Annotated in this window: 13 protein-coding genes; 3 read left to right on the forward strand and 10 right to left on the reverse strand. The window is 70.6% G+C overall.

Going from position 1 to position 21,363, the window contains the following annotated elements:
- Positions 1-119: 119 nt before the first annotated feature.
- A complete protein-coding gene (locus tag KDM41_00425) occupies positions 120-3,602 on the reverse strand; it encodes a translocation/assembly module TamB (GenBank protein MCB1181875.1) in 3,483 nt (1,160 codons plus the stop codon).
- The gene (locus KDM41_00430; GenBank protein MCB1181876.1) at positions 3,596-5,449 is read right to left on the reverse strand and encodes a BamA/TamA family outer membrane protein; all 1,854 of its coding nucleotides are present in this window, start codon (positions 5,447-5,449) and stop codon (positions 3,596-3,598) included. The genes KDM41_00425 and KDM41_00430 overlap by 7 nt, the downstream gene beginning before the upstream one ends.
- A 120-nt stretch (positions 5,450-5,569) precedes the next feature.
- On the opposite strand from KDM41_00430, the gene KDM41_00435 reads away from it, so the two are divergent.
- On the forward strand, positions 5,570-6,730 hold the full coding sequence (locus KDM41_00435; GenBank protein ID MCB1181877.1) for a cysteine desulfurase: 1,161 nt from the start codon (positions 5,570-5,572) through the stop codon (positions 6,728-6,730).
- Here KDM41_00435 and KDM41_00440 read toward each other — a convergent pair.
- The 8 genes from KDM41_00440 to KDM41_00475 form a co-directional block, all read right to left on the reverse strand.
- A complete protein-coding gene (locus tag KDM41_00440) occupies positions 6,727-7,182 on the reverse strand; it encodes an Rrf2 family transcriptional regulator (GenBank protein MCB1181878.1) in 456 nt (151 codons plus the stop codon). The genes KDM41_00435 and KDM41_00440 overlap by 4 nt on opposite strands.
- A 75-nt stretch (positions 7,183-7,257) precedes the next feature.
- A complete protein-coding gene (locus KDM41_00445) occupies positions 7,258-7,929 on the reverse strand; it encodes a hypothetical protein (protein ID MCB1181879.1) in 672 nt (223 codons plus the stop codon).
- A 241-nt stretch (positions 7,930-8,170) separates the two neighbouring features.
- Positions 8,171-8,557, reverse strand: coding sequence for a response regulator transcription factor (locus KDM41_00450; GenBank protein ID MCB1181880.1), 387 nt, complete (start codon positions 8,555-8,557; stop codon positions 8,171-8,173).
- Positions 8,550-10,106: a hybrid sensor histidine kinase/response regulator gene (locus tag KDM41_00455; GenBank protein ID MCB1181881.1), complete on the reverse strand. Its 1,557-nt coding sequence runs from the start codon at positions 10,104-10,106 to the stop codon at positions 8,550-8,552. Before KDM41_00455 ends, KDM41_00450 begins: the two co-directional genes overlap by 8 nt.
- Positions 10,103-13,195 (reverse strand): GAF domain-containing protein, encoded by a 3,093-nt coding sequence (locus KDM41_00460; protein ID MCB1181882.1) that lies wholly within the window; start codon positions 13,193-13,195, stop codon positions 10,103-10,105. Before KDM41_00460 ends, KDM41_00455 begins: the two co-directional genes overlap by 4 nt.
- A 192-nt stretch (positions 13,196-13,387) precedes the next feature.
- On the reverse strand, positions 13,388-15,922 hold the full coding sequence (locus KDM41_00465) for a sigma 54-interacting transcriptional regulator (protein ID MCB1181883.1): 2,535 nt from the start codon (positions 15,920-15,922) through the stop codon (positions 13,388-13,390).
- On the reverse strand, positions 15,912-16,280 hold the full coding sequence (locus KDM41_00470) for a hypothetical protein (GenBank protein MCB1181884.1): 369 nt from the start codon (positions 16,278-16,280) through the stop codon (positions 15,912-15,914). The genes KDM41_00465 and KDM41_00470 overlap by 11 nt, the downstream gene beginning before the upstream one ends.
- Positions 16,281-16,398: 118 nt before the next feature.
- Positions 16,399-17,661: a response regulator gene (locus KDM41_00475; GenBank protein ID MCB1181885.1), complete on the reverse strand. Its 1,263-nt coding sequence runs from the start codon at positions 17,659-17,661 to the stop codon at positions 16,399-16,401.
- A gap of 208 nt (positions 17,662-17,869) precedes the next feature.
- Between KDM41_00475 and KDM41_00480 the strand changes: the two genes are divergently transcribed.
- Positions 17,870-18,895, forward strand: coding sequence for an aldo/keto reductase (locus KDM41_00480; protein MCB1181886.1), 1,026 nt, complete (start codon positions 17,870-17,872; stop codon positions 18,893-18,895).
- Between the two features lie 5 nt (positions 18,896-18,900).
- Positions 18,901-21,030: a M3 family metallopeptidase gene (locus tag KDM41_00485; GenBank protein ID MCB1181887.1), complete on the forward strand. Its 2,130-nt coding sequence runs from the start codon at positions 18,901-18,903 to the stop codon at positions 21,028-21,030.
- Positions 21,031-21,363 lie beyond the last annotated feature (333 nt).

Raw genomic sequence — 21,363 nt, forward strand, 5'->3', positions numbered from 1 at the left:
ACCCGGCCCGGTGCCCGCATCGGACGGAGACTGCAACGAGAAAAGCCGCCCCCTTCGCCCGGGGCGGCTTTTTTTGGCGACTCGACTATTTGCGACTCGCTTTTTTGCGTCTCGGCCTTCTAGTAGCGCTTGCTCCAGCGCAGTTCCAGTCCCGAGTCCTCCTCACCCTGCCCGTAGGTCGAGACCAGCTTGAAGATCCGCGTCAGGGCGTACTCCATGGTCAGGAAGTAGGTGCCGCTCTTCTCGAGACTGTGGTTGTACTTGAGGATCAGGTTCGGCGCGATGAACTTGCCGACCATGAGGGTGCTGTCGCCCTCGGATCCCGAACCGACCTCGACCATGTCCACGCCGAAGGTCTCCGAGACCGAGTTCTGCAGTCCCGCGGTGCCGAAGACCATGGCCAGGGCCGCCATGTTCTGTCGCAGCTGCTGGCCGGCGTCGCCCTCCTGGCGCACGCCGCCGCGCTGGTCGGTGTCGAGCTCGTTCATGGGCCGACCGAAGAGCAGCACCGCCACGATGTCCTGCTCCTCGTACTCGGGCTCGGAGCTCAGCGTCACCTGGGGATCCGCCGCCGTCCCGGTCACCGCGATCCGCACGAGGGTGCCCGAGACGTCGGCCTCGAGCAACATGTCGAGCACCGGATCGGCGGGCACCGCGCCGTGGAAACCGATGTCCCCCCGCTCGACGCGGAAGACCCGGTTCATGAACTGCAGGGTGCCTTCGACGGCCCGCACGTCGCCGACGATCCGGGGCTGGGGACGGCCGTCCTCGTCGTGACCGCGGTCGACCTGCAGGTCACCCGCGAGCTCGACGTCCAGCCCGTAGCCGTGGACGCGGAAGTTGCCCGGAATGGTCACCTTCAGGTCGAGGTCAGGCAGCACGGCCGGTCCCTTGGCTTCCAGCACGGGTCCCTTCGCCTCGGGCCGCACGAAGACCGCGACCGTGTCCGCCGCCGCCGCTCCCGAGTCGGCCGCCGCCAGCGCCCACAGCGCCGGCTGCCCCTCGGTCGGATGCAGCGCCTTCGGGAGCTCCGGAATGCGGAAGAACGCCGACGGCACTTCGATCGTCCCGCTCACGCGCGGGTCGGCCAGCGGCCCCGCAAGCGCGATGTCCGTGCGGAGCTCCAGCCGCGATCGGTACGGCAGCCGGATCTCGAGCTTCGGCGTGGCGAGGCGACCGTCCACGGTCCCCGTCAACCGGGGGGCCTGTTCCGTCGCCAGCGAGTCCGCCCCGGCCCCATCGCCGCCGTTCGCGACGCCGACCACGGCCGTGGCGGCCACCGTGAACAGGCCGGACAGGGACACATCGTCGGGCAGCAGCCGGTTCAACCGGGACAGGCCGAGCTGCTGCTCGGGCACGTCGAGCCGGGTGGGGCGATCGGGGTCCATGAGCCAGCGCCCGGTCTGCGGGTCGAGCCGCCCGGGCACGACCAGCCGCGCCGCCAGTCCGGCGGTGTCGGCCGAGACGATCGCCATGTCGGCCACGACGCCGGCCGAGTCGCCCGCAGCCAGGGAGAACGTCAGGTCGGCCCCCAGGTTGGGCTCGTCCCGGTGGGGCACCAGGCGCACCTGGGCGTCGCCCGCGAGTTCGGGCGACCGGCGCGTTCCCGACACGGCGAGCGACGCGTCCACGGTCACGTCGCGGCCGCCGTCCGCCGACCAGAACTCCGCCGGGGCCAGGCGCTGCAGGAGCGCCTCGGGCAGATCCAGATCGACCAGGGCGGTCAGGGCCAGGGTGTCGCTCCGGGCGCGCGCCGTCAGTTCCACCAGACCCGGTTCGCCCGTGAGCGCCAGGGTGGACACGTCCAGGTCGCCCGGCTGCGGTCCGTGCACGACGCGCACGGGCTCCCGCAGCCGGATGCGGTGGTCGCCGTCGGCCACGACGAGGCTGTCCAGGCTGAGGGTCCGCACCGGCGCGAGACCCAGCGAATCGACATGGGCCGAGCCGGCGGTCTGGGCGCGCAGGGCCCCCGACCAGACGCCGACGGCGAAGTCGGCCCGCAGGGAATCGCCGGCGCTGCGGGCCACGTCCAGGCCGACGTCCAGGCTGTCGAGGCGGGTCTCGCCCCAGGCCAGCCCTTCGGGCAGATGCAGTTCGAGCCGGCCGCCATCCCGCGTGCCCCGGGCCGCCAGCCGCAGGGCGGGCAGACTCGCCTCGTCAGTGCGGAACCGCCCTTCGCCCTGCAACGACACCGTCGGATCGAACAGCGTGCCGGCGGCCGCGAGCCCCACCCGCAGGGAGACGGTCCCGGAATCGACCCGGGCCGCCGCGCGGGGCGCCAGGATCTCCGCCAGGCGGGTCCCCTCGAGACCGGCCACGAGATCGAAGTCCAGGGTGTCGGCGACGAAGCGGCCCGCCGCCGCGATGCTGGCCCCCTGCCAGGCCAGGGCGAGGGTGTCCAGCTGCACGACCGCCGAACGGCGGTCGCCGGCCATGACCTGCTCCACGTCGGCCCGGCTGGATGCCACGAGCCGACCCGCCTCGAGCCAATCGGTCGCCCCGAGATCGAGATCGACATCCACGGCGATCAGGGGTCGGGCCACGTCGGCATCGACGCGCAGCCGCCCGTGCAGGCGGCCGAACTCCTCGGCGGGGAACCCGGCGGGCAGGAGCACGGCCACGTCGGCCGGCCCGGGCAGCACGAAGTCGCTGACCAGGTGCCCGGCCAGTCCGGCCGCGGTCCGCTCGAGGCGGCCGGTGTTGTGCAGCTGCAGCGGGCGCCGGGTCCGCAAGCCTCCCGCACCGCTCTCCGGCGACGGCGCGCCCACCGCGCCGACGTGGTCGAATTGCACGTTCAGGCTGTCGAGCCGCGCGGCAACGAGGCCCTCGTCGCCACCCGCGTCCGACAGCGAGAGCCCCACGCCCAGGTGGCCGAGCACGATCTCCCAGGCTTCCCCGGTGACGCTGTCGAGCAGGGCGCTGCGGAAGGTGCCGCCCAGGTGCCGCACGCGGAGGCGCCCCTCGTGTCCCGCGCCCGCCTCGACCTCGGTCCGCAGCACGACGTTCCGCACCTGCTCGGTGGGCGTGAGCCGCGCCCGGCCGAGGGCGAATCGCCCGTCGCCGAGGGCCAGCGAGGGCACGCCCGGGATGGCCCCCGGCCGCGGGAAGGTGGGCGTCGCCGCGGCCGTATCGGGGGCCGCGCTCGCGCTCGTGTCGGCGAGCGATCCGAGGAGCTCCACCGAGGCCGGTGCATCGAGCCACCGGACGTCCACCCGCAGCGAATCGATCCGCACGTCCTCCTGTCTGAGGGCCTGCAGGTCGCACCAGAGCTCGAGCCGGGCGAGGTCGAGCAGGGTGTCGGCGGCCGCGCCCCCCGTCCAGACGACGTCCGTCAGGCGCAGATGCCCCAGCTCGGGCCAGGCGATCTCCCCCACCGCGACCTCGCCGGGCAGTCGGGGCGCCGCCATCTGCAGCGCCGCGCCGGCCAGTCGCGAGCGCACCCCGCCGCTCTGCAGGACGGCCCCGACGAGCACCGCCACGGCCACGATCGTCCACATGATCGCGACCAGGCCGTAATGCCCCGCCCGCCGGGCGATCCGCACCGGCCGCGAGCCCAGCACGCGCCCCGCGGCGCCGCCCCACTGCCGCATCCGGCTCACCATGGATACCCGATCCCGAAGTGCCACAGTTCGCGCGGTTCTCCGGCGACCTGGTCGGCGATGTTGCGGGCGAACCCGACGCGGAGCGGCCCGATGGGGCTGCGCAGCGACAGGGCGACCCCCGCCGCCACCGGGAACGTGCCGAGATCCACGTCGCCCACCTCGGCCCAGACGTTGCCCCCGTCGACGTAGACCGCCCCCTCGAAGAGCCAGGGCAGCGGGAAGCGCAGTTCGCCGCTCAGCAGGAGCACGACTTCGCCGCCGCGCGGGTTGCCCGCATCGTCGCGCGGCCCGAGGGCCCGGCGCCGGTAGCCCCGATGGGAGTTGTAGCCGCCGGCGTGGTAGCGGCGGTTGGCGATGACATCGCGGTCCGACTTCATCGAACGCGCGATGCCGGCCCGCACCCGCGGGGAGAAGACCAGTCCGCGTCCGACACCGAGATAGCGGGCGGCGTCGACCTGCGCCGCCGAGTAGGGCACCTCGGACACGAGCCACGGCTCCGACGTGGTGAGCGAGACCTTGAGCCAGCCGCCGCGCGACGGGGCGATGGGATCGTCGGTGCGGTCCCACTTGCGGTCGATCCAGAATTCCCACAGGCGGCCCTGGGCCTCGGGGGTGTCGGTGCTGTCGGCGACCTTCTCCTTGATCCGGTTCTCCGAAACGGCCGTGCCGAGGTTGAGAATGTCGCGCCCCCGCGGGCGGAAGCTCTGCACCAGGGCGAGCCGGTACTCGAACGACTCGTAGGCGTCCTCGTCCTCCACGATGCGGTCGAGGGAAAGCTGCGTGCGGGCGCGGGGCGAGAGCCAGCCGAGCCAGAACAGGCCGGCGCCGAAACGGCTTTCATGGGTGGCGAGCTCGCCTCGCAGCAGGTAGCCGACGCCGCCGCCGAAGCGGTTGCGGTCGACCCAGTCCGACTTGATCATCCAGGGGTTGTCCGACCACGTGCCGATCGCCGCGTCCCAGCTGCGCATGCGGCCGTTCTCCAGGTGGGCCGTCAGCAGCAGCTCGCCGGGCGCCGTCTCGGTCGTCTCCAGTTCCACCCGCCGGAAGAGCTGGGTCAGGCGCAGATCCATGGCCGCGTCGGCCAGCCGCCGCTCGGCGTACTCCGTGCCCGGCGCGATGTCGATCACGCGGTGGGCCAGGCCGACCAGATCGTCGCTGCACCCCTCCACCGCGACCCGCGCGATGCGGTAGCGATCACCCGCCGCGATGGTGTAGTCGACGCCCGCGCGCCCGCGGCCGAGCGGCCGCAGATCGTGCCGCACCGCCACCTTGGCGAAGCCCCGGTTGCGCAGGTAGGTGCGCAGGCCGAGCTGACCGGTGGCCAGGTCCTCGTCGGTGACGATGTCCCCCACGGCCAGGATCGCGGCACCAGTGGTGTCGGGCACGGCGACGCCGTCCGGCCAGCCCGCGTAGGTCAGGGCCCCGACGCGCACCGGGTCGCCCGGGTTGACGTGGATCACGAGCCCCAGCTGCCGCTTCTCGCGCGAAACGGCGACCGCCTCCGGCACCGGTCCCGCCGCGGGGTAGCCCCGGGCGGCCAGGAAGAGCCGGATGCGGGCCAGATCCTCGGCCAGGGTGCGGGCGGCGAACGGAGGGCGTTTGCGGCCCTGCAGCAGTTTCCACTGGCCGCTGAGGGCGAGGCCGCGTTCGAGATCGCCGCTCAGGGCCGGCGGCGCCCCCTCGAGGCGGAACGTCGTCAGTTCCCAGCCCCGGAACCCGCCCCAGTCGGTGGTGTCGGCCGCATGCGCGCCGGCGTCCCGCCCGATGGCGGGCAGGACGCAGCAGCAGCACAGGACCAGCAGTCGGATCCGCGCCGCGCGGAAGCGGGGAAAGCGAAGGTGCGGCATGGGAGGCAGGATAGTCAGACCGGGTGCCGAAGTCACGCGGGAACGCGGCCCGGGGTGGTGGCCGACCGCCGGCGGCGGTACGATGGGCCCCAGCCCCGGTCGCCCGCGAAAGGAAGAGCCATGAGCGACTCGCCGATCTATCTCGACTACAACGCCACCACGCCGCCGGATCCCCGCGTGGCCGACGCCATGGCGCCCTTCCTCAGGGAGCCCTTCGGCAACCCCAGCAGCGGTCACGCCTGGGGCCGGCGCGCCCGCGCGGCCGTCGAAGGCGCGCGCGCCAGGGTCGCGGCCCTGCTGCAGGCCGACCCGGCGGGAGTCGTCTTCACCGGTGGCGGCACCGAAGCGGACAACCACGCGCTGATCGGCGCGGCCCGGTTGCGCGCACCCCGGGGCGGCCACCTGGTCACCACGGCCGTCGAGCATCCCGCCATCACGGCCGCCTGCCGCCACCTGGCCGACTTCGGCGTCGAGACGACATACGTCGGCGTGGACGACCAGGGTCGCGTCGACCCGGCCGCGGTCGCCGCCGCATGCCGCCCCGACACCTTCCTGGTGTCGGTGATGCTGGCCAACAACGAGGTGGGCACCCTGCAGCCCGTGGCCGAGATCGCGGCCCTCGCCCGCGCCCGCGGGATCCTCTCCCACACCGACTGCGCCCAGGCCGTCGGCAAGGTCCCCGTCGGGCTCGACGATCTCGGCGTCGACATGATCTCTCTCGCGGGCCACAAGCTGTACGGGCCGAAAGGGGTCGGGGCGCTCGTGCTGCGTTCCGGGGTCGCGGTGGCGAACCTCATGTTCGGCGCCGGCCACGAGCAGGGCCGTCGCCCCGGCACCGAGAACGTGCTGGCGATCGTGGGGCTGGGGGTCGCCTGCGAGCTCGCCGCCGACGACGTGGCATCGGAAGGACACCGCCTGGCCAACCTGCGCGATCGCCTGGCGACCATCATCACCGCGGGGCAGCCCGACGCCGTGGTCCATGCCGCCCGCGCGCCCCGTCTGCCGAACACGCTCAGCGTCGGCTTTCCCGCCCGCATCGCCGGCGAGATCATGGCGCGGCTGCCCGACGTGGCGGTGTCGGCCGGGGCGGCGTGCCACGGGGACGCGATCCATGTCTCCCACGTGCTCCAGGCCATGGGCGTGCCGCGCGACGTGGCGGTGGGGACGCTGCGCCTCTCCCTCGGCCGCATGACGACGGCCGCGGAAATCGAGGCCGCCGGGGCGCGGATCGTCGCCGCCGCGGCGGCCACTCCCCGGGTCGGGACGGGGGATTCCGTCTAGGAGAGATCCTCGAGCGGAGCCAGCACCTGCAGCTGCTTCTGCATGGTCGGGCAGGGGTTCTCTTCGGAGAGCAGCTCGGCGAGCGTGGTCCCGGCGAACGCCTCCTGCACATGGGCCATGGCCTGATCGAGGCGGCGGTGCAGCGGACACAGGGCCGAGCTGTGGGCTTCGAGATCGAGGGGACACGATTCGATGCGCTGGATGGGGCTGACCGCGTTCATGATGTCGAGCATGCAGATCTCGGCCGGATCCCGGGCCAGCACGAAGCCGCCGTTCAGGCCGCGGGTCGAGTAGACGAGCCGGCCCCGCACCAGCGACTGCAGCACCTTCGAGAGGTAGCTCTGCGGCACCTTCATCATCGCGGCGATGGACTTGGTGGTCATCGGCGAGCCGTCGCCGGCGGCCAGGGCGAGGACCGCGCGCATGGCGTATTCGATGGTCAGAGAGAACACGTCCTCATCCTCGGCTGGAGGGGCGAAGCCGGAATTAGATATACGTATCCAAATTAGCGGGGTTTCCGGCGGCTGTCAACGGCCGAAACTGATGCCGGCGCGGACGATCAGGTAGTCCCAGTTGTAGCTGCGCTGGATGCCGTCGGGATCGAATTTGGACGTGTCGAAGCGGTTGTAGGTGTACTCCCCCACCAGTTCGACGTTGCGCATCTTGAGGCCGATGCCGGCGCTGTAGGCGGGCGCATTCACCGACGACTGGAAATACGAGATGTCGTCCTCGTCCCGCAGCCGGTTGTTGGCCAGGGCGACGCCGCCGGTCAGGAAGAGCCGCATGGGCGAGCCGCCGCCGCCGGCAAAGGCGTGGAAGTCGACGCCGTAGCGGTACATCGAGGTGCGCCGGTAGTAGGGGATACCACCGTTGACCCCGGTGTCGGTGCCGAACCGCGTGTACTGGAAAACGGGTGAGACGGCGAAGAATTCGCCCAGGTACTGGCGCCAGCGGGCCCCGAGCTGGTAGCCGGTGCCGGACCCGAACCCGACCAGGGAGTCGAAGTAGGGTTCGTCCTGGTCACCCATGGGTTCCGCCAGGCCCCCTTCCAGAACGATCTCATGAGTCGACGGCGCCGCGTGGTAGCTCGGACCCCGGGTCGCCAGAACGACGCGGGCGTCGGCCTCGACGGCCAGGAGGGTGCTCGCGAGCAGGGCCAGCGCGACTGCGGTTGCGGTTCCGTTCGTCAGGTATCTCATGATCTCGCTCCTTCGGGCGTCCGGGTCCGGTGCGAAGGGGACATGGCGGGGACCCTGGGTTGCCCGAGCGATAAGCAGGTTCGGTGCCGACCGCGCACGGTCGGGCCCCGACAGAAGCAAATCATTTCCGGAAAGCGACTTGCGGAGTGCCAGGCGCCCCGGATCCCCCACCCGTGGGCGCGTGCGGTCGCTGCCGTGTGCACCAGCGAGGACAGTCCATCCCGCGAGGGGACAGTCGGCCTCAGACGTACTCGGCCACGCGTTCGAGCTGGTTCTCCACCGCCGCGAGCAGCACCTCGGCGTCGAAAGGCTTCGTGATGTACTTCATCACGCCCCCCTCGCGCGCCTTGTGGTAGTCGTCCTCGGCCGTGCGCGCCGTCAGGTAGATCACCGGAATGTCGCTGGTCTCGGTGATGTTCCGCAGGCGTTCGACCACCACGTGGCCGTTGCCCGCCGGCATGCCGATGTCGAGGATGATGAGGTCCGGGTGCTCCTCGATGGCCTTCTTGGTGGCCCCCAGGCCATCCATGGCCGTCGACACCTTGTAGCCCTCGGCCCGCAGCCGCAGACTCAGGCTGTGCACGATATCGGGTTCGTCGTCCACGACGAGAATGTGTCCCTTAGACATGGACGGCTCCTTTCCATTCGACGGGTTGCAACTCGATCAGTTCGGGATGGTCCAGGACGCTGCGGTCGCCCGGCCGCGTCACATCGATGATGGCCAGGCGGGGCGTGGCCTCGGGATAGGACTTGCCCAGGGCGGCCTCGAGTCGGGCGGCCAGGGACGCGGCGCCGGCGGCGTCGGTCTTCAGGACGAACGCGTTCACCGGTCGTTCGCCCAGATGCACGACCCCCACGCGGTCGTCGCTGCTGCGCACGAGCGCGACCAGGTCGGATTCGAGGGCGGCCGGGTCCCAGGGCGCCCGAGGGTCCGGTTCCAGCAGCACCAGGGTCCACGGCACGATCATGCCGGTCGGGCTGTGGGTCGCGTCGCCCACGAAGGCCGCCAGGTGGGCCGGATGGGAGTAGACGGGCAGGGAGAAGCGGAACCGGCAGCCCGGCGCGTCGTCCTCGAGCAGTTCGAGGCTCCCCCCGTGCAGTTCGACGATCTTGCGGGAGATGGGCAGGCCGAGCCCTGTCCCCTTGGCGCCCGGACCATCGCGACGGTTGAGCTGCGCGAACTTCTCGAACGCCCGGGCCCGGTCCTCGGGCGCGATGCCCGGACCGTCATCCGCCACCGTGACCTCGACCATGTCCACGGCAGCGCGGGCGCTGACGGCGATCTTCCCCCCTTCGGGGGTGAACTTGTGCGCGTTGCCCACCAGGTTCACGAGCACCTGGGTGACCATGTCGGGCGCCGCGAGCACCGGCGGCACCGGCGCGCCGTCACCCGTCGCGACCGCGATCTCCTGCCCGGCGCCGCGGCAGCGGCCGCTGAAGTCCTCCACGCACGAACGGATCAGCGCCGCGATGTCGACCCGCTCCCGGGACAGGCGCATGGCGCCCGACTCGATGCTGTCCAGGTCGAGCAGGTCGTTGACGAGTCCGGCCAGGCGGTCGCAGTTCCGCAGGGCCGACGCCAGGCACTTGCGCTGCTCGTCGCTCACCTCGCCCACGACACCGTCGTGCACCAGCGAGCAGAACTCGCGGATCACCGTCAGCGGGGTGCGGAATTCGTGGGAGGCGGCCGAGAGGTAGTCCGACTTGAGGTCGCTGATCTCCTGCAGCCGCGCGTTGGCCGCGTTCAGTTCGGCGACGAGCTCCGCCTGGGCGAGCTGGGCGCGCTTCAGGTTGAGGAAGGCCGCCACCTTGGCCCGGATCACGTGCGGATCGACGGGCTTGAAGAGATAGTCGATGGCCCCCACGTCGTAGCCCGACGAGATGTGCCGCCGCTCCTTGTTGATCGCCGTCACGAAGATCACCGGCAGGTCCCGGGTCCGCGGATGCCGGCGCATCAGCTCGGCCACCTCGAAGCCGTCCATGCCCGGCATCTGCACGTCGAGCAGCACGAGGGCGAAGTCGTGGTCGAGCATCAGCGCGAGGGCCTCCTCGCCCGAGCCGGCCGCGAGGATGCTCATGTCGTCCCGCTCGAGGACCTGGCGCAGCGAGGCGATGTTGCTCGGCCGGTCGTCGACGATGAGGATCTTCAGGCTGGCGGCGTCCGGCATCGGATTCACGTCGTCACCTCCTCGGCTGCGGCCAGGCCGCGGCAGGCGGCGAGCACCTTGCCGATCGTGGCCGGCTTCTCGACGAGGGCGTCGGCCGAGGCGATCTCGCCCGCCCGCTCGGACGGCACCATCGCGACCAGGCGCAGCAGGGGCGCGCCGCTGCAGGCACGCAGCTTCTGCAGCAGGTTCTCGCCGCGCGGCGAATCCGGCGCCCCGCCGGAGCACCAGGGATTGACCAGCACCACGGTGGGCGCCCGCAGGCTCGCGACGATGCCGAGCAGGTCCGACACCCGGCGCACGACTTCGGGACCGTGCCCCACCGAGACCAGTTCATCGCCCAGCCGGTAGATGGTCCGCATCTCGTCGTCGGCCAGGATGAGGTTCCAGCCGGCCAGGACGGACGGGTCCTGCACCGGCGACGCCGCCTGCACCTCGGGCTCCGGGGTGACCCAGTCGGCCACGTCGGTGCGGGCCGGCGGCGACGACGCGACCTCCTCGCCCCCGACGCGCATGCGCAAAGGCAGATAGAGCGTGAACTTGCTGCCCTTGCCCTCGACGCTCGTCAGCTCGAGGCGCCCCTGCAGCAGCTCGGTCAGGCGGCGCGAGATCGACAGGCCGAGGCCCGACCCCCCGTAGCGTCGCCCGATCGTTCCGTCGCCCTGGTTGAAGGCCTCGAACACGCGGCGGCAGACCTCCTCGTTCATGCCGATGCCGGTGTCGGCCACCGAGAACGCGACGCACGGGTTCTGCATGCCGCCGCCCAGGCTGGCCACTTCGTCCTGGGAGGGCGTGCGCACGCGCAGGGCCACCGAGCCCTTGTCCGTGAACTTGCAGGCGTTGCTCAGCAGGTTCTTCAGGATCTGCTTGACCCGCAGCCCGTCGGTGAAGATCGCGTCGGGCACACCCGGCCCCCGGTAGGAACGGTATTCGATGCCCTTGCGGTCGGTGACCGGGTGGAAGAGCTGGTTGAGGTCGGACAGCAGGCTGTCGACCGCCACCTCGGTGGGCGAGAGTTCGAGTTTGCCGGCCTCGACCTTCGACAGGTCGAGGATGTCGTCGATGATGGTCATCAGTTCCTCGCCCGCCTGGTGGATCGTGCCGGCGGCCTCGACCTCGGAGCGGTCGAGCCGACCGGCCTTGTTCTCCCCCAGCACCTGCGCCATGAGCAGCATGCTGTTCAGCGGCGTCCGCAGTTCGTGGGACATGTTGGCCAGGAACTCGCTCTTGTAGCGGTCGGAGCGGGCCAGACGCTCGTTCTTGTCCTGCAGCTCCTTCTGCTGCCGCGAGAGCGTGCCCGCCTGCCGACGCGTCTCCTCGAGCAGCCGGTGCACCCGCTCGCGCGACCGCGACGAATCCAACGCGACGGCGACCGACTCGGCCGAAAGGCGCAGGAACTCGAGATCGTCGTCGCTCACCGCATCGAAGGTCGCCAGTTCGAGGATGCCCTTGATCTGGCCCGCGAGGTGGAACGGCGCCACGATGAGGTGACGGGGCGCCGATTCGCCCATGGCGCTGCGGATCAGGATGTGCTCCGACGGCACGTCGCTCAGCACCTGGATGCGCCGCCGCATGGCCGCGCGCCCCACCACGCCCTGGCCCTCGCGCAGGCGCCGCACCGGCCAGTGGTCGTCCGATTCGCCGTAGTGGGCCACGAGCACCAGGCTCTGGCCCGGACGCGCCAGGTAGAAGGCGCCGGCCTGGGCGTTGTAGTAGTCGCCGATGTGTTCGAGGATCGCCGCGGCGAGGGTCTCGGTGTCCGGTTCGCCCCGCATGCGTTCGTTCAGTTCGGCCTGCTGTTCCTGGAGGCGGAACTGCCGGTCGCGGGTGCGCTTGGCCTCGTCGAGATGGTCGATCATCTTGGCGAAACTCGCAGCCAGACCGGCCACCTCGTCATCGCCGACGACGTCCAGGTCCGGAACCTCGTGACCGTCCGCCACGCGGTTCATCATGTGCCCCAGGGCCGTGATGGGCTGCAGCATGCGCTGGGCGATGATCTGGCCCACGATGGCGGCGGCGGCACCGGTCGCGATGATGATCAGCAGCATCGCGAGCTTGATGCGGGCCAGTCCGGCAAGGGCCTCGGACGCCGGCAGTTCGGTGATGAGGCCGAAGCGGCGGCCCAGGGCCTCGACGGTGACGCCGTAGCCGAAGACCTGGCGGTCGGTCGCGCCGAGATAGCTCGTCAGGTCGCCCGCCTTGCGGGGCGGATCGGTGGCGGCCCCCATGCGGCCTTCGAAAGCGGCCTTCTGGCTGTCCAGCCAGGCCGTGGTGACGTCGTTCAGCAGCCGGTCACGCAGGGGTTCGAGGTCGCTGTCATCGTGGCTGCTCAGCAGGAGGCGCAGGTTGTCGTCGACCAGGTAGATCCGCACCGTCGCCCCTTCGGGCAGGGCGCGGGCCATCTGGGTGCCGAGCTCGCGCCCGTCGATCTGGAAGGCGAGGAAGCCCTCCGGGTCCGGCTCGGGCCCGTACACGGGCACGACGAGGAAGGCCGATTCGAGGCCCGCGCTCGGCTCGTAGGGGCCGAAGTCGGACAACACGATGCCGCCGGTGACGGCCGCCTCGCGCACCGCCGACGCGAGGATCGAGCGCGTGTACGTGCCGGTCAGGACGTTGCTGCCGAGATCGTCCTCGCGGGCGCAGCTGAAGAGCACGAGCCCCTCGGCGTCGAGCAGCAGGATGTCGTACCACGGCGAGGAATTGCGGAAGCGGACGAGTTCGTGACCCTCCTGCTGGGCGAGCGCCTCCCACGAGGCCCCGCCGATCCAGCTGCGGGCGTTCTGGCCGCTGGCCTGCAGATCGGCTTCCAGAAGTTCCAGGAAGGCGAGGTTCGAGCGCAAACGGCTCTGGTGGTCGAGCTCGCGGCGCGCCCGGTCGAAGAAGGCGTGCACGGTCTCCTTGCCGGCCGTGGCCGATCCCATCAGGGCGTCGCGGATGGCCTTGTGCTGGGATCGGCGCGCGCTCGTGTAGCCGATGGATCCGGCGACCACGAGGGGGATCACCGCCACGCCCATCAGCCACACCAGCAGGGTGTGGCGCAGGCTGCGCCGCGAGGGTCGGCCCACCTGGATCGGAGACGGGTTCTTGGGCAGCACGGACATGATCCCTCGTCGGTCGGTAGCCCCGCACGACCCGGACCGCCCGGCCCGGGTTTCTTTCCTGTCCAGATTCGGCCGAACTGAGGGAAACTTTACGCAGGAACGCCACCGCGGGGCAGCGGGGGGAATCATGGGAAACGCCCGGCCCCTTCCTGCGGGGCCGGGCGTCTGCACCTGTCGGCGGGCGTCGGCCCGCTAGTCTTGCCGCACCTTGGCGGCGATGCCCAGCCTTTCCATCTGGCGGTACAGGGTGCTGCGGCTGACACCCAGGGCACGCGCCGCCCGGGCGCGGTTGCCGTCGGCTTCGGCCAGGGCCAGCAGGATCCGCGAACGCCCGGTCTCCCGGCCGCCGAGCCGCCGCGGCGCGTCGGCCGGCCTGAAGGCGCCCGCGCCGTCGCGCCCCACGAGGTGCACGGGGAAGCCGTCGGCATCGCCCAGTTCGACGTCCACCGCGCCGCACGCCGCATGCTGGACGTGCGCCTGGCGGGCCGCCATGGCGATCTCCCGCACGTTGCCCGGCCAGGCATAGGACTGGGCCCGCTCGAGGCTGGCGGCGCTGAAGTAGCGCGACAGCTCGACCGGAACGCCGGCCGCCTCGGCCAGGAAGTGCTTCAGGAGCGGCAGGATGTCCTCGCGCCGCTCCGTGATGGGAGGCAGCCTCAGCTCGAGGATCTTCAATCGGTAGTAGAGATCGGCCCGGAACCGGCCCTCGGCCACCCGCTGCTTCAGATCGGCGTTGGTCGCGGCCACGAGCCGGATGTCGGCGTGGCGTTCGGCCGGGTCGCCGATGGCCTGGTACGAGCCGTCCTGCAGCAGGCGCAGCAGCCGCGGCTGCAGTTCCAGGGGCAGGTCGCCGATCTCGTCCAGGAAGAGGGTGCCGCCGTGGGCGCGGGCCGCCAGGCCGATGCCGTCGCTCTCGGCCCCGCTGAACGAGCCCTTCGTGTGGCCGAAGAACTCCCGTTCGAAGATCGACTCGGGAATGGCCGTCACGTTGACGCACACCAGCTCGCCGTGGCGCCGGGTGCTCTTCTCGTGCAGGCGCCGCGCGAAGAGCTCCTTGCCGGTCCCGGTCTCGCCCGTCACCAGCACCGGTTCGCCGCTGTCGGCGAAGGCGTCGGTCAGCTGGATCAGGTCGCGCATGCGCGACGAGACGTGGACGATGCGCACCGGCGCGCGCCGCAGCCCGGTCGGGCGCGGTCCCGCCGCGGCGCCGGCCGCGAGACGTCCGGAGAGCTCGACGTCCTGGCGCACGCCCGAAATCCGGTTCAGCAGCTGGCGGGCCGCCAGGATCCAGTGGTCGACCTCCATCTTCAGGAAGAGGTCGAGGGCCGACATGGCATCCTGCCAGGCCTCGTCGAGGATCAGGCCGCGCTCGTCGTCGAGACCGCCCTCGACCCGGGCCACGGCGGTCTCGGCCGCCTGCAGGTGCGCGATCGCCAGCTCGTGCCGGCCGTTGACCTCGGCCAGCAGCCCCACGGCGTCGCGCGCGTAGTGCTGGGCCGAGCCCAGGTCGGCCAGACCGAGCAGGGTCTCGGACATGACCCGCTTGATCACGCCTTCCTCGAAGCGATCGCCCTGGCGCCGGGCCAGGCCGAGGGCGCGCGTCAGCACGGGCACGGCTTCGGACTGCCGGCCGAGCCGCGTCAGGCACTCGCCCTGCCGGCGCAGCACCTCCATGACGATGTCGCCGTCGGGCGCGATGCTGTTGCCCACGGCCAGGGCGCGGCTGTAGTAGCGCCGGGCCGCTTCGATCTGGCCCTGGTCGCGATGCACGTCGCCGAGGAATTCGAGGGCCAGCGCCTCTTCGCGCGAGAGCAGCAGGCCGTTGGCCCGCTCGTAGGCCTGCATCAGTTCGGCGCGGGCGCCTTCGAAGTCGCGCCGCAGGCGCAGGGTGTTGCCCAGGGCGATGCCCGCCCGGCACAGGCTGGTGCGCGCGTCGACCTGCTCGAGCAGCCGGATGGCGGCTTGCAGCTCGGACTGCGAGCGGCCGAAATCGCCCTGCTTGTAGTGGGCGATTCCGACATTCAACCTGTTGCCGCCCATATTCTTGAGCATTCCGAGTTGAGAATGCAGTTGATGGGCCCGCTCGAACCAGCGCACGGCTTCCTGATACTCGGCGCCGCGGAAGGCGATCACGCCCATGAGATTGGCGGTGCGCGCCCCGTCGAGGCGGTTGTCCAGCACGCGGTACACCGAATAGGCGGCCTCGACGTCCTCGCGCGCCGCGTCCGGATCTCCAAGGGCCGACCAGGCCTGGCCCCGCAGGTACAGGAAGTCGGCGATGACCGGCGGCAGGTGCTGCCGGTGGGCGTCGATGAACGCGGTCGCCACGTCGATGACGGGCATGTAGTCGCCCCGCTTGCAGGCGAAGGCCAGCCGGACCACTTCCAGATCGGGCAGGCCGGCGGGCACCATGTCCCAGCGACCGGCCGAAGCGTGCAGGACCTCGAAGTCCTGGAAGCGCTCGAGCTGGAAGAGATTGCGGGCGCAAAGGACGACACCGTCCTTCACGGTGGGGGAACCGGGTGCGGGCACGAGGGCGATCGGGCCGGGTTCCCGGGTCTCGATGGCGTCGAGGCAGGCTCGGGCCAGCTTGAGCGAGTTCTCGTAGTCCTCGTCCAGAAAGGCCTTCCAGGCTTGCTCCCAGGCCTTCGGATCGAGGGGAATCTCGCCCAAGGAGCCGCCGGTGGCGTGGCCGGCGACCCGCGTGTCCTGGGCGCTATTTCTCATACCACTCCTCCAGACGATGCGAGGCGTCGGACATGATGTAGAACCTGAAGGTGATGCTGCTTCCGTCCTGGACCGGCACGATGAGCACGGGCCCCGCATGGAGGAGCTTGTCGAGGAACGAGGGGGCGAGCCAGGATCCGCCCGCGGCGTTCTCGTGGATGTCGTCGTCGGAATCGCCACCACCGGCGTCGTTGGTGTCGAGGGGATCGCCGGTCCGGCGCTCGCCCCGGTGGCTCGTGTCGAGCCCCCGTTCGTCGTCGGCCCGCGCGGTCGAGAACCCGCCCAGTCCCAGCAGGATCAGGACGGACATCAGCGCCAGGGCCGCCTTGGCGCTCAGGTGATCGAGCAACTTCTCCATTGGTTCCCTCCCGGGAATTGCGGCTGCGAGGTGCCTCGAATGGTGCGGGGTTCGCATGAACCTACGGAATCGGGCGCCGGGAGGAAAGAGGGGCCGGCAGATGCGGGCGGGGACCGGGTCAGGCCGGTTGCCCCGCCCACTTCTCGATCAGGGGCCGCACCTTGTCCACGCGGAACGGCTTGGCCAGGAAGTCGTTGATGCCGGCGTCGATGCAGTCGGCGAGCTGGGTCTCGTCCGGGGAGGACGTGAGCGCGATGATCGTCAGGGGCGCACCCCAATCCGGATCCGCGGTGATGCGGTCGACCTCGAGGCGCCGGATCTCGCGGGTGGCCGCGACGCCGTCGAGATTGGGCATGGCCAGGTCCATCAGCACGAGGTCCCACGGACGGCTCCGCGCCCGGGCGAAGGTGTCGACGACCTGGCGCCCGCAGGTGGCCGTCGCCACGTCGCAGCCCAGGCGGCCGAGCAGCTGCCGCCCCACGGCCAGGTTCACCTCCGCGTCGTCGACCAGCAGCACCCGGCAGGCCTCGCCGCCCGTTCCCGGCCCGACGACCGGTTCGATGTCCGGGTCGGCCTCGATGCCCGACACCTCGCGCAGGGTCCGCACGAGCAGCTCCCGCTCCAGGTGCACCCGCAGGCGGGCCATCAGCTCCTCCTGGATGCAGGGCTTGGTCAGGTAGTCGGTCGCGCCAATCTTGAACAGGGCCAGGGTCCGGGCGTCGTCGGCGTTGGACGACAGGAAGATGACCGGCAGTTCGGACAGGCGCTTGTTGCCCCGGATCTTCAGACAGAGCTCGTCGCCGCCCATGCGCGCCATGTGCAGATCGGTCAGCACCAGGTCGACGTCGTGGTTCTGCAGGTACTGCCAGGCCGTGTCCCCGTCGTCCGCTTCCTGCACCTGGGCGCCCAGCCGCGACACGCCGGAGCGCACGAAGCGCCGGATCGTGCGGCTGTCGTCCACCACGAGCACGTTCAGGTCCTGCATCTCGGTGCGGCAGCCGAGCAGCGAGTTGACGTGGGCGAGCAGGTCGCCCCGCTGCCAGGGCTTCTGGATGAAGTCGGCCGCGCCGATGTAGTAGCCGCGGAGGCGGTCCTCGTCGTTGTCGTTGGAGGTGACGAAGACGGCGTGGAGGTTGTCGTTGCCCAGCGGGGCCACCTGGGCCAGGAATTCGCGCGACATGATCTCGGCGAGGAAGTCGAAGGCCTCCATGCCCTCGAGCACCATGCTGAGGGTGAGCAGCGAGATGCCCGGCTCGGTGAGCAGCACCTCGCGGGCCTCCTCCGGGTTCGCGGCCTCGAGCACCTCGTAGTCGCCCCATTCGAGCTCTTCCCGGATGAAACGCCGCACCATCGAACTGCCGTCGAGCACCAGAACGCGCATCGGTTCCTCCCCCGCTCTGCGGGCCTCGGGTCCCCGTCATGACTAAGTATTTCCTTTATCGGCAAAAGCGGCGCCGACGTGAGCGAAAATGCGTCGCGCGCTGTCGCCGTCGGGCCAGTTGGCTTAATATGTGCGCCGAGCCCCGTCCGGCCTCACGGCGGGGCCTTGAACTTGTACCGACCGGACACGCGGCGACGGGAGTGGTGAGATGGAGTATCGGTTTCTGGGCAAGTCGGGCCTGAAGGTCAGCGCCCTCAGCTTCGGCGCCTGGGTCACGTTCCAGGACCAGCTGGACGTGGACAAGGCGCACGCCTGCATGCGCGAGGCGTTCGACGCCGGCGTGAACTTCTTCGACAACGCCGAGGTGTATGCCGGCGGCATGGCGGAGACCATCATGGGCGAGGTCTTCCGCAAGGCGGGCTGGAAGCGGAGCGACCTGGTCGTCTCCACGAAGATCTTCTGGGGCGGCACGGCCCAGGGGCCGGGCCAGCCCTACCACTACGGGCCCAACGACCGCGGCCTGTCCCGCAAGCACATCATCGAGGGCACCGACGCCGCCCTGGCCCGCCTGCAGCTCGACTACGTCGATCTCCTCTTCTGCCACCGGCCCGACGTGGACACCCCCATCGAGGAGACGGTGTGGGCCATGAACCACGTGCTGCAGCAGGGCAAGGCCCTCTACTGGGGCACCAGCGAGTGGTCGGCGGCGCAGATCCGCGAGGCCTACGACATCGCCCGGCGCGAGCACCTGATCCCGCCCACCATGGAGCAGCCCCAGTACAACATGTTCCACCGCGAGCGGGTCGAGGCCGAGTACGCCCGGCTGTACGACGACATCGGGCTGGGCACCACCATCTGGAGCCCCCTGGCCAGCGGCATCCTCACCGGCAAGTACAACGACGGCATCCCGGCCGGGTCGCGGCTCAGCCTGGAGAACTACCAGTGGCTGCGGCCCCAGCTCGAGAGCCCCGAGGGCGCGCGGAAGATCGCCAAGGTGCGCGAGCTGACGCAGGTCGCCGCCGAGCTCGGCTGCACCATGGCCCAGCTGGCCATCGCCTGGTGCCTGACCAACGACGACGTGAGCACCGTCATCACGGGCGCCTCACGGGCCGAGCAGGTGACCGAGAACATGAAGGCCCTGCGGGTCGCCGAAGACCTGACGCCGGACGTGCTCGAGCGGATCGAGTCGATCCTGGACAATCGCCCCGCCGGCGAGAAGAACTGGAGGGAGTAGACCCCATGCGAAAGGCGATCCTGATCATGGCAATCCTGGGGACCATGGGCGGCTGCGCCGCCGAGGGCGATCGAGCCGGCGGCGGCGCCGACACGGCCGCCACGAACCCCTTCTTCACCGAATGGGACACCCCCTACGGCACGCCGCCGTTCGACCGCATCGCGCTGGCCCACTACGAGCCGGCCTTCGCCGAGGGCATGAAGCGCCACGACGCGGAGATCGCGGCGATCGTCGCCGACCCCGCCGCGCCCACCTTCGAGAACACCATCGCGGCCATGGACCGGGCCGGCGCCCTGCTGCGCCGTGTCGGCAACGTGTTCAGCGCCATGAACGGCACCATGAGCGACGACGAGATGCGGGCCATCGCCAAGCGCGTGGCGCCGCTGCGGTCCCAGCACCGCGACGCGATCCTGCTCAACGCCGAGCTCTTCGCCCGCGTCGACGCGGTGCATGCCGGGCTCGACCAGCTCGAACTCGACGCGGAGCAGCGCCGCCTGGTCACCGAGACCTGGAAGGAGTTCGTGCGCGGCGGCGCCAACCTCGCCGACGCCGACAAGGAGAAGCTGAAGGCCCTGAACGAGGAGCTGTCGCTGCTCTCGCTCGAATTCGGCGAGAACGTGCTGAAGGACACCAACGACTTCGTCATGTTCGTCACCGACGCGGCCGACCTCGACGGGCTGCCCGAGGCCTCCATCGAGGCCGCGGCCGAGGAGGCGAACGGGCGCGACCATGCGGGCGAGTGGGCGTTCACCATCCACAAGCCCAGCCTGATCCCCTTCCTGCAGTACAGCACCAGGCGCGACCTGCGGGAGAAGATGTACAAGGCCTACATCAACCAGGGTGACAACGGCAACGAATCCGACAACAACCGGATCGCCGCGAAGATGGCCTCCCTGCGCGTCGAGCGCGCCAACCTGCTCGGCTTCCCGAGCCACGCCGCCTACGTCCTGGACGACAACATGGCCCGGACGCCCGACGCGGTGTACGACCTGCTGAACAAGCTGTGGGAGCCGTCGCTGGCCAAGGCCCGCGCGGAGGCCGCCGAGTTCCAGGCCATGATCGACGCCGGGAACGGCGGCTTCGAACTCGCCGCCTGGGACTGGTGGTACTACGCCGAGAAGGTGAAGAAGGCCAAGTACGACCTGGACGAGGCCATGCTGCGTCCCTACTTCGAACTGGAGAACGTGCGGGCCGGTCTCTTCGACGTCGTCAACCGCCTGTGGGGCATCACGTTCAACGAGCGGCCGGACATCCCGGTCTACCAGGCCGACGTGAAGGCCTACGAGGTGCGCGACCGCGGCGGCGAGCTGCTGGCCATCTGGTACAGCGACTACTTCCCCCGCGAGAGCAAGCGGGGCGGCGCCTGGATGAGCTCGTTCCGCAAGCAGTTCATGCGCGACGGCGAGCGGGTGATTCCCGTCATCTACAACGTGGGCAACTTCACCAAGCCGACGGCCGACAAGCCGGCCCTGCTGAGCGTCGACGAGGTGGGCACCATGTACCACGAGTTCGGCCACGCGCTGCACGGCATGATGTCCATGTGCCAGTTCCAGTCGCTGAGCGGCACCGCCGTCGCCCGCGATTTCGTGGAGATGCCGAGCCAGGTCATGGAGAACTGGGCCTTCGAGCCCGAGGTGCTCGACGTGTACGCCAAGCACTACCAGACCGGCGAGCGCATCCCCCAGGAACTGGTCGACAAGCTCGAGCGGAGCAAGCAGTTCAACCAGGGCTTCGCCTCGACCGAGTACCTCGCCGCGAGCCTCCTGGACATGGACTGGCACACCCTCGAGACGACCGAACTGCAGGACGTGCCGGCCTTCGAGAAGGCCTCCCTCGACCGCATGGGGCTGATCCCCGAGATCGCCCCGCGCTACCGGACGACCTACTTCCGGCACATCTTCGCCGGCGGCTACTCGGCGGGCTACTACTCCTACGTGTGGGCCGAGGTGTACGACGCCGACGCCTACCAGGCGTTCCGCGAGACGGGCAACATCTTCGATCCGCAGACGGCCCAGTCGTTCCGCACGAACATCCTCGCGGCCGGCGGCAGCGAGGATCCGCTCGTGCTCTACGAGCGCTTCCGGGGCAAGGACCCCAGCATCGCGCCGCTGCTCGAGCGCAAGGGCCTGAACTAGGCCTCGATCGACTCGCACCGGGCGCGGTCACCGCAGTGACCGCGCCCTCTTCTTTACCGCTAGTGTAAAGAAAAACCTCAAATTCCCACCTGGTTCGTCGATAACCGCACAGGACCCGACTCGCCCCCGAGACCGCGCCGGCCAGCGCGGATGACCCGTTGCCGACGGGCCGCAGCCGTGGAGCCCTGCCGATGTCGAACCGCATTCGCCTCCTGCTGACCTCCGCCGCCGCCGCGGCCGCGCCGGTCGCGGTCTGGGCCGTCGTGCTGTGGCGGACCGGACGCTGGGCCCCCGACCTGCCGTCGGCCGCCATCGCCGCCGCCTGCGCCGCCG

Source organism: bacterium, assembly GCA_020440705.1.
Taxonomy (GTDB): domain Bacteria; phylum Krumholzibacteriota; class Krumholzibacteriia; order LZORAL124-64-63; family LZORAL124-64-63; genus JAGRNP01.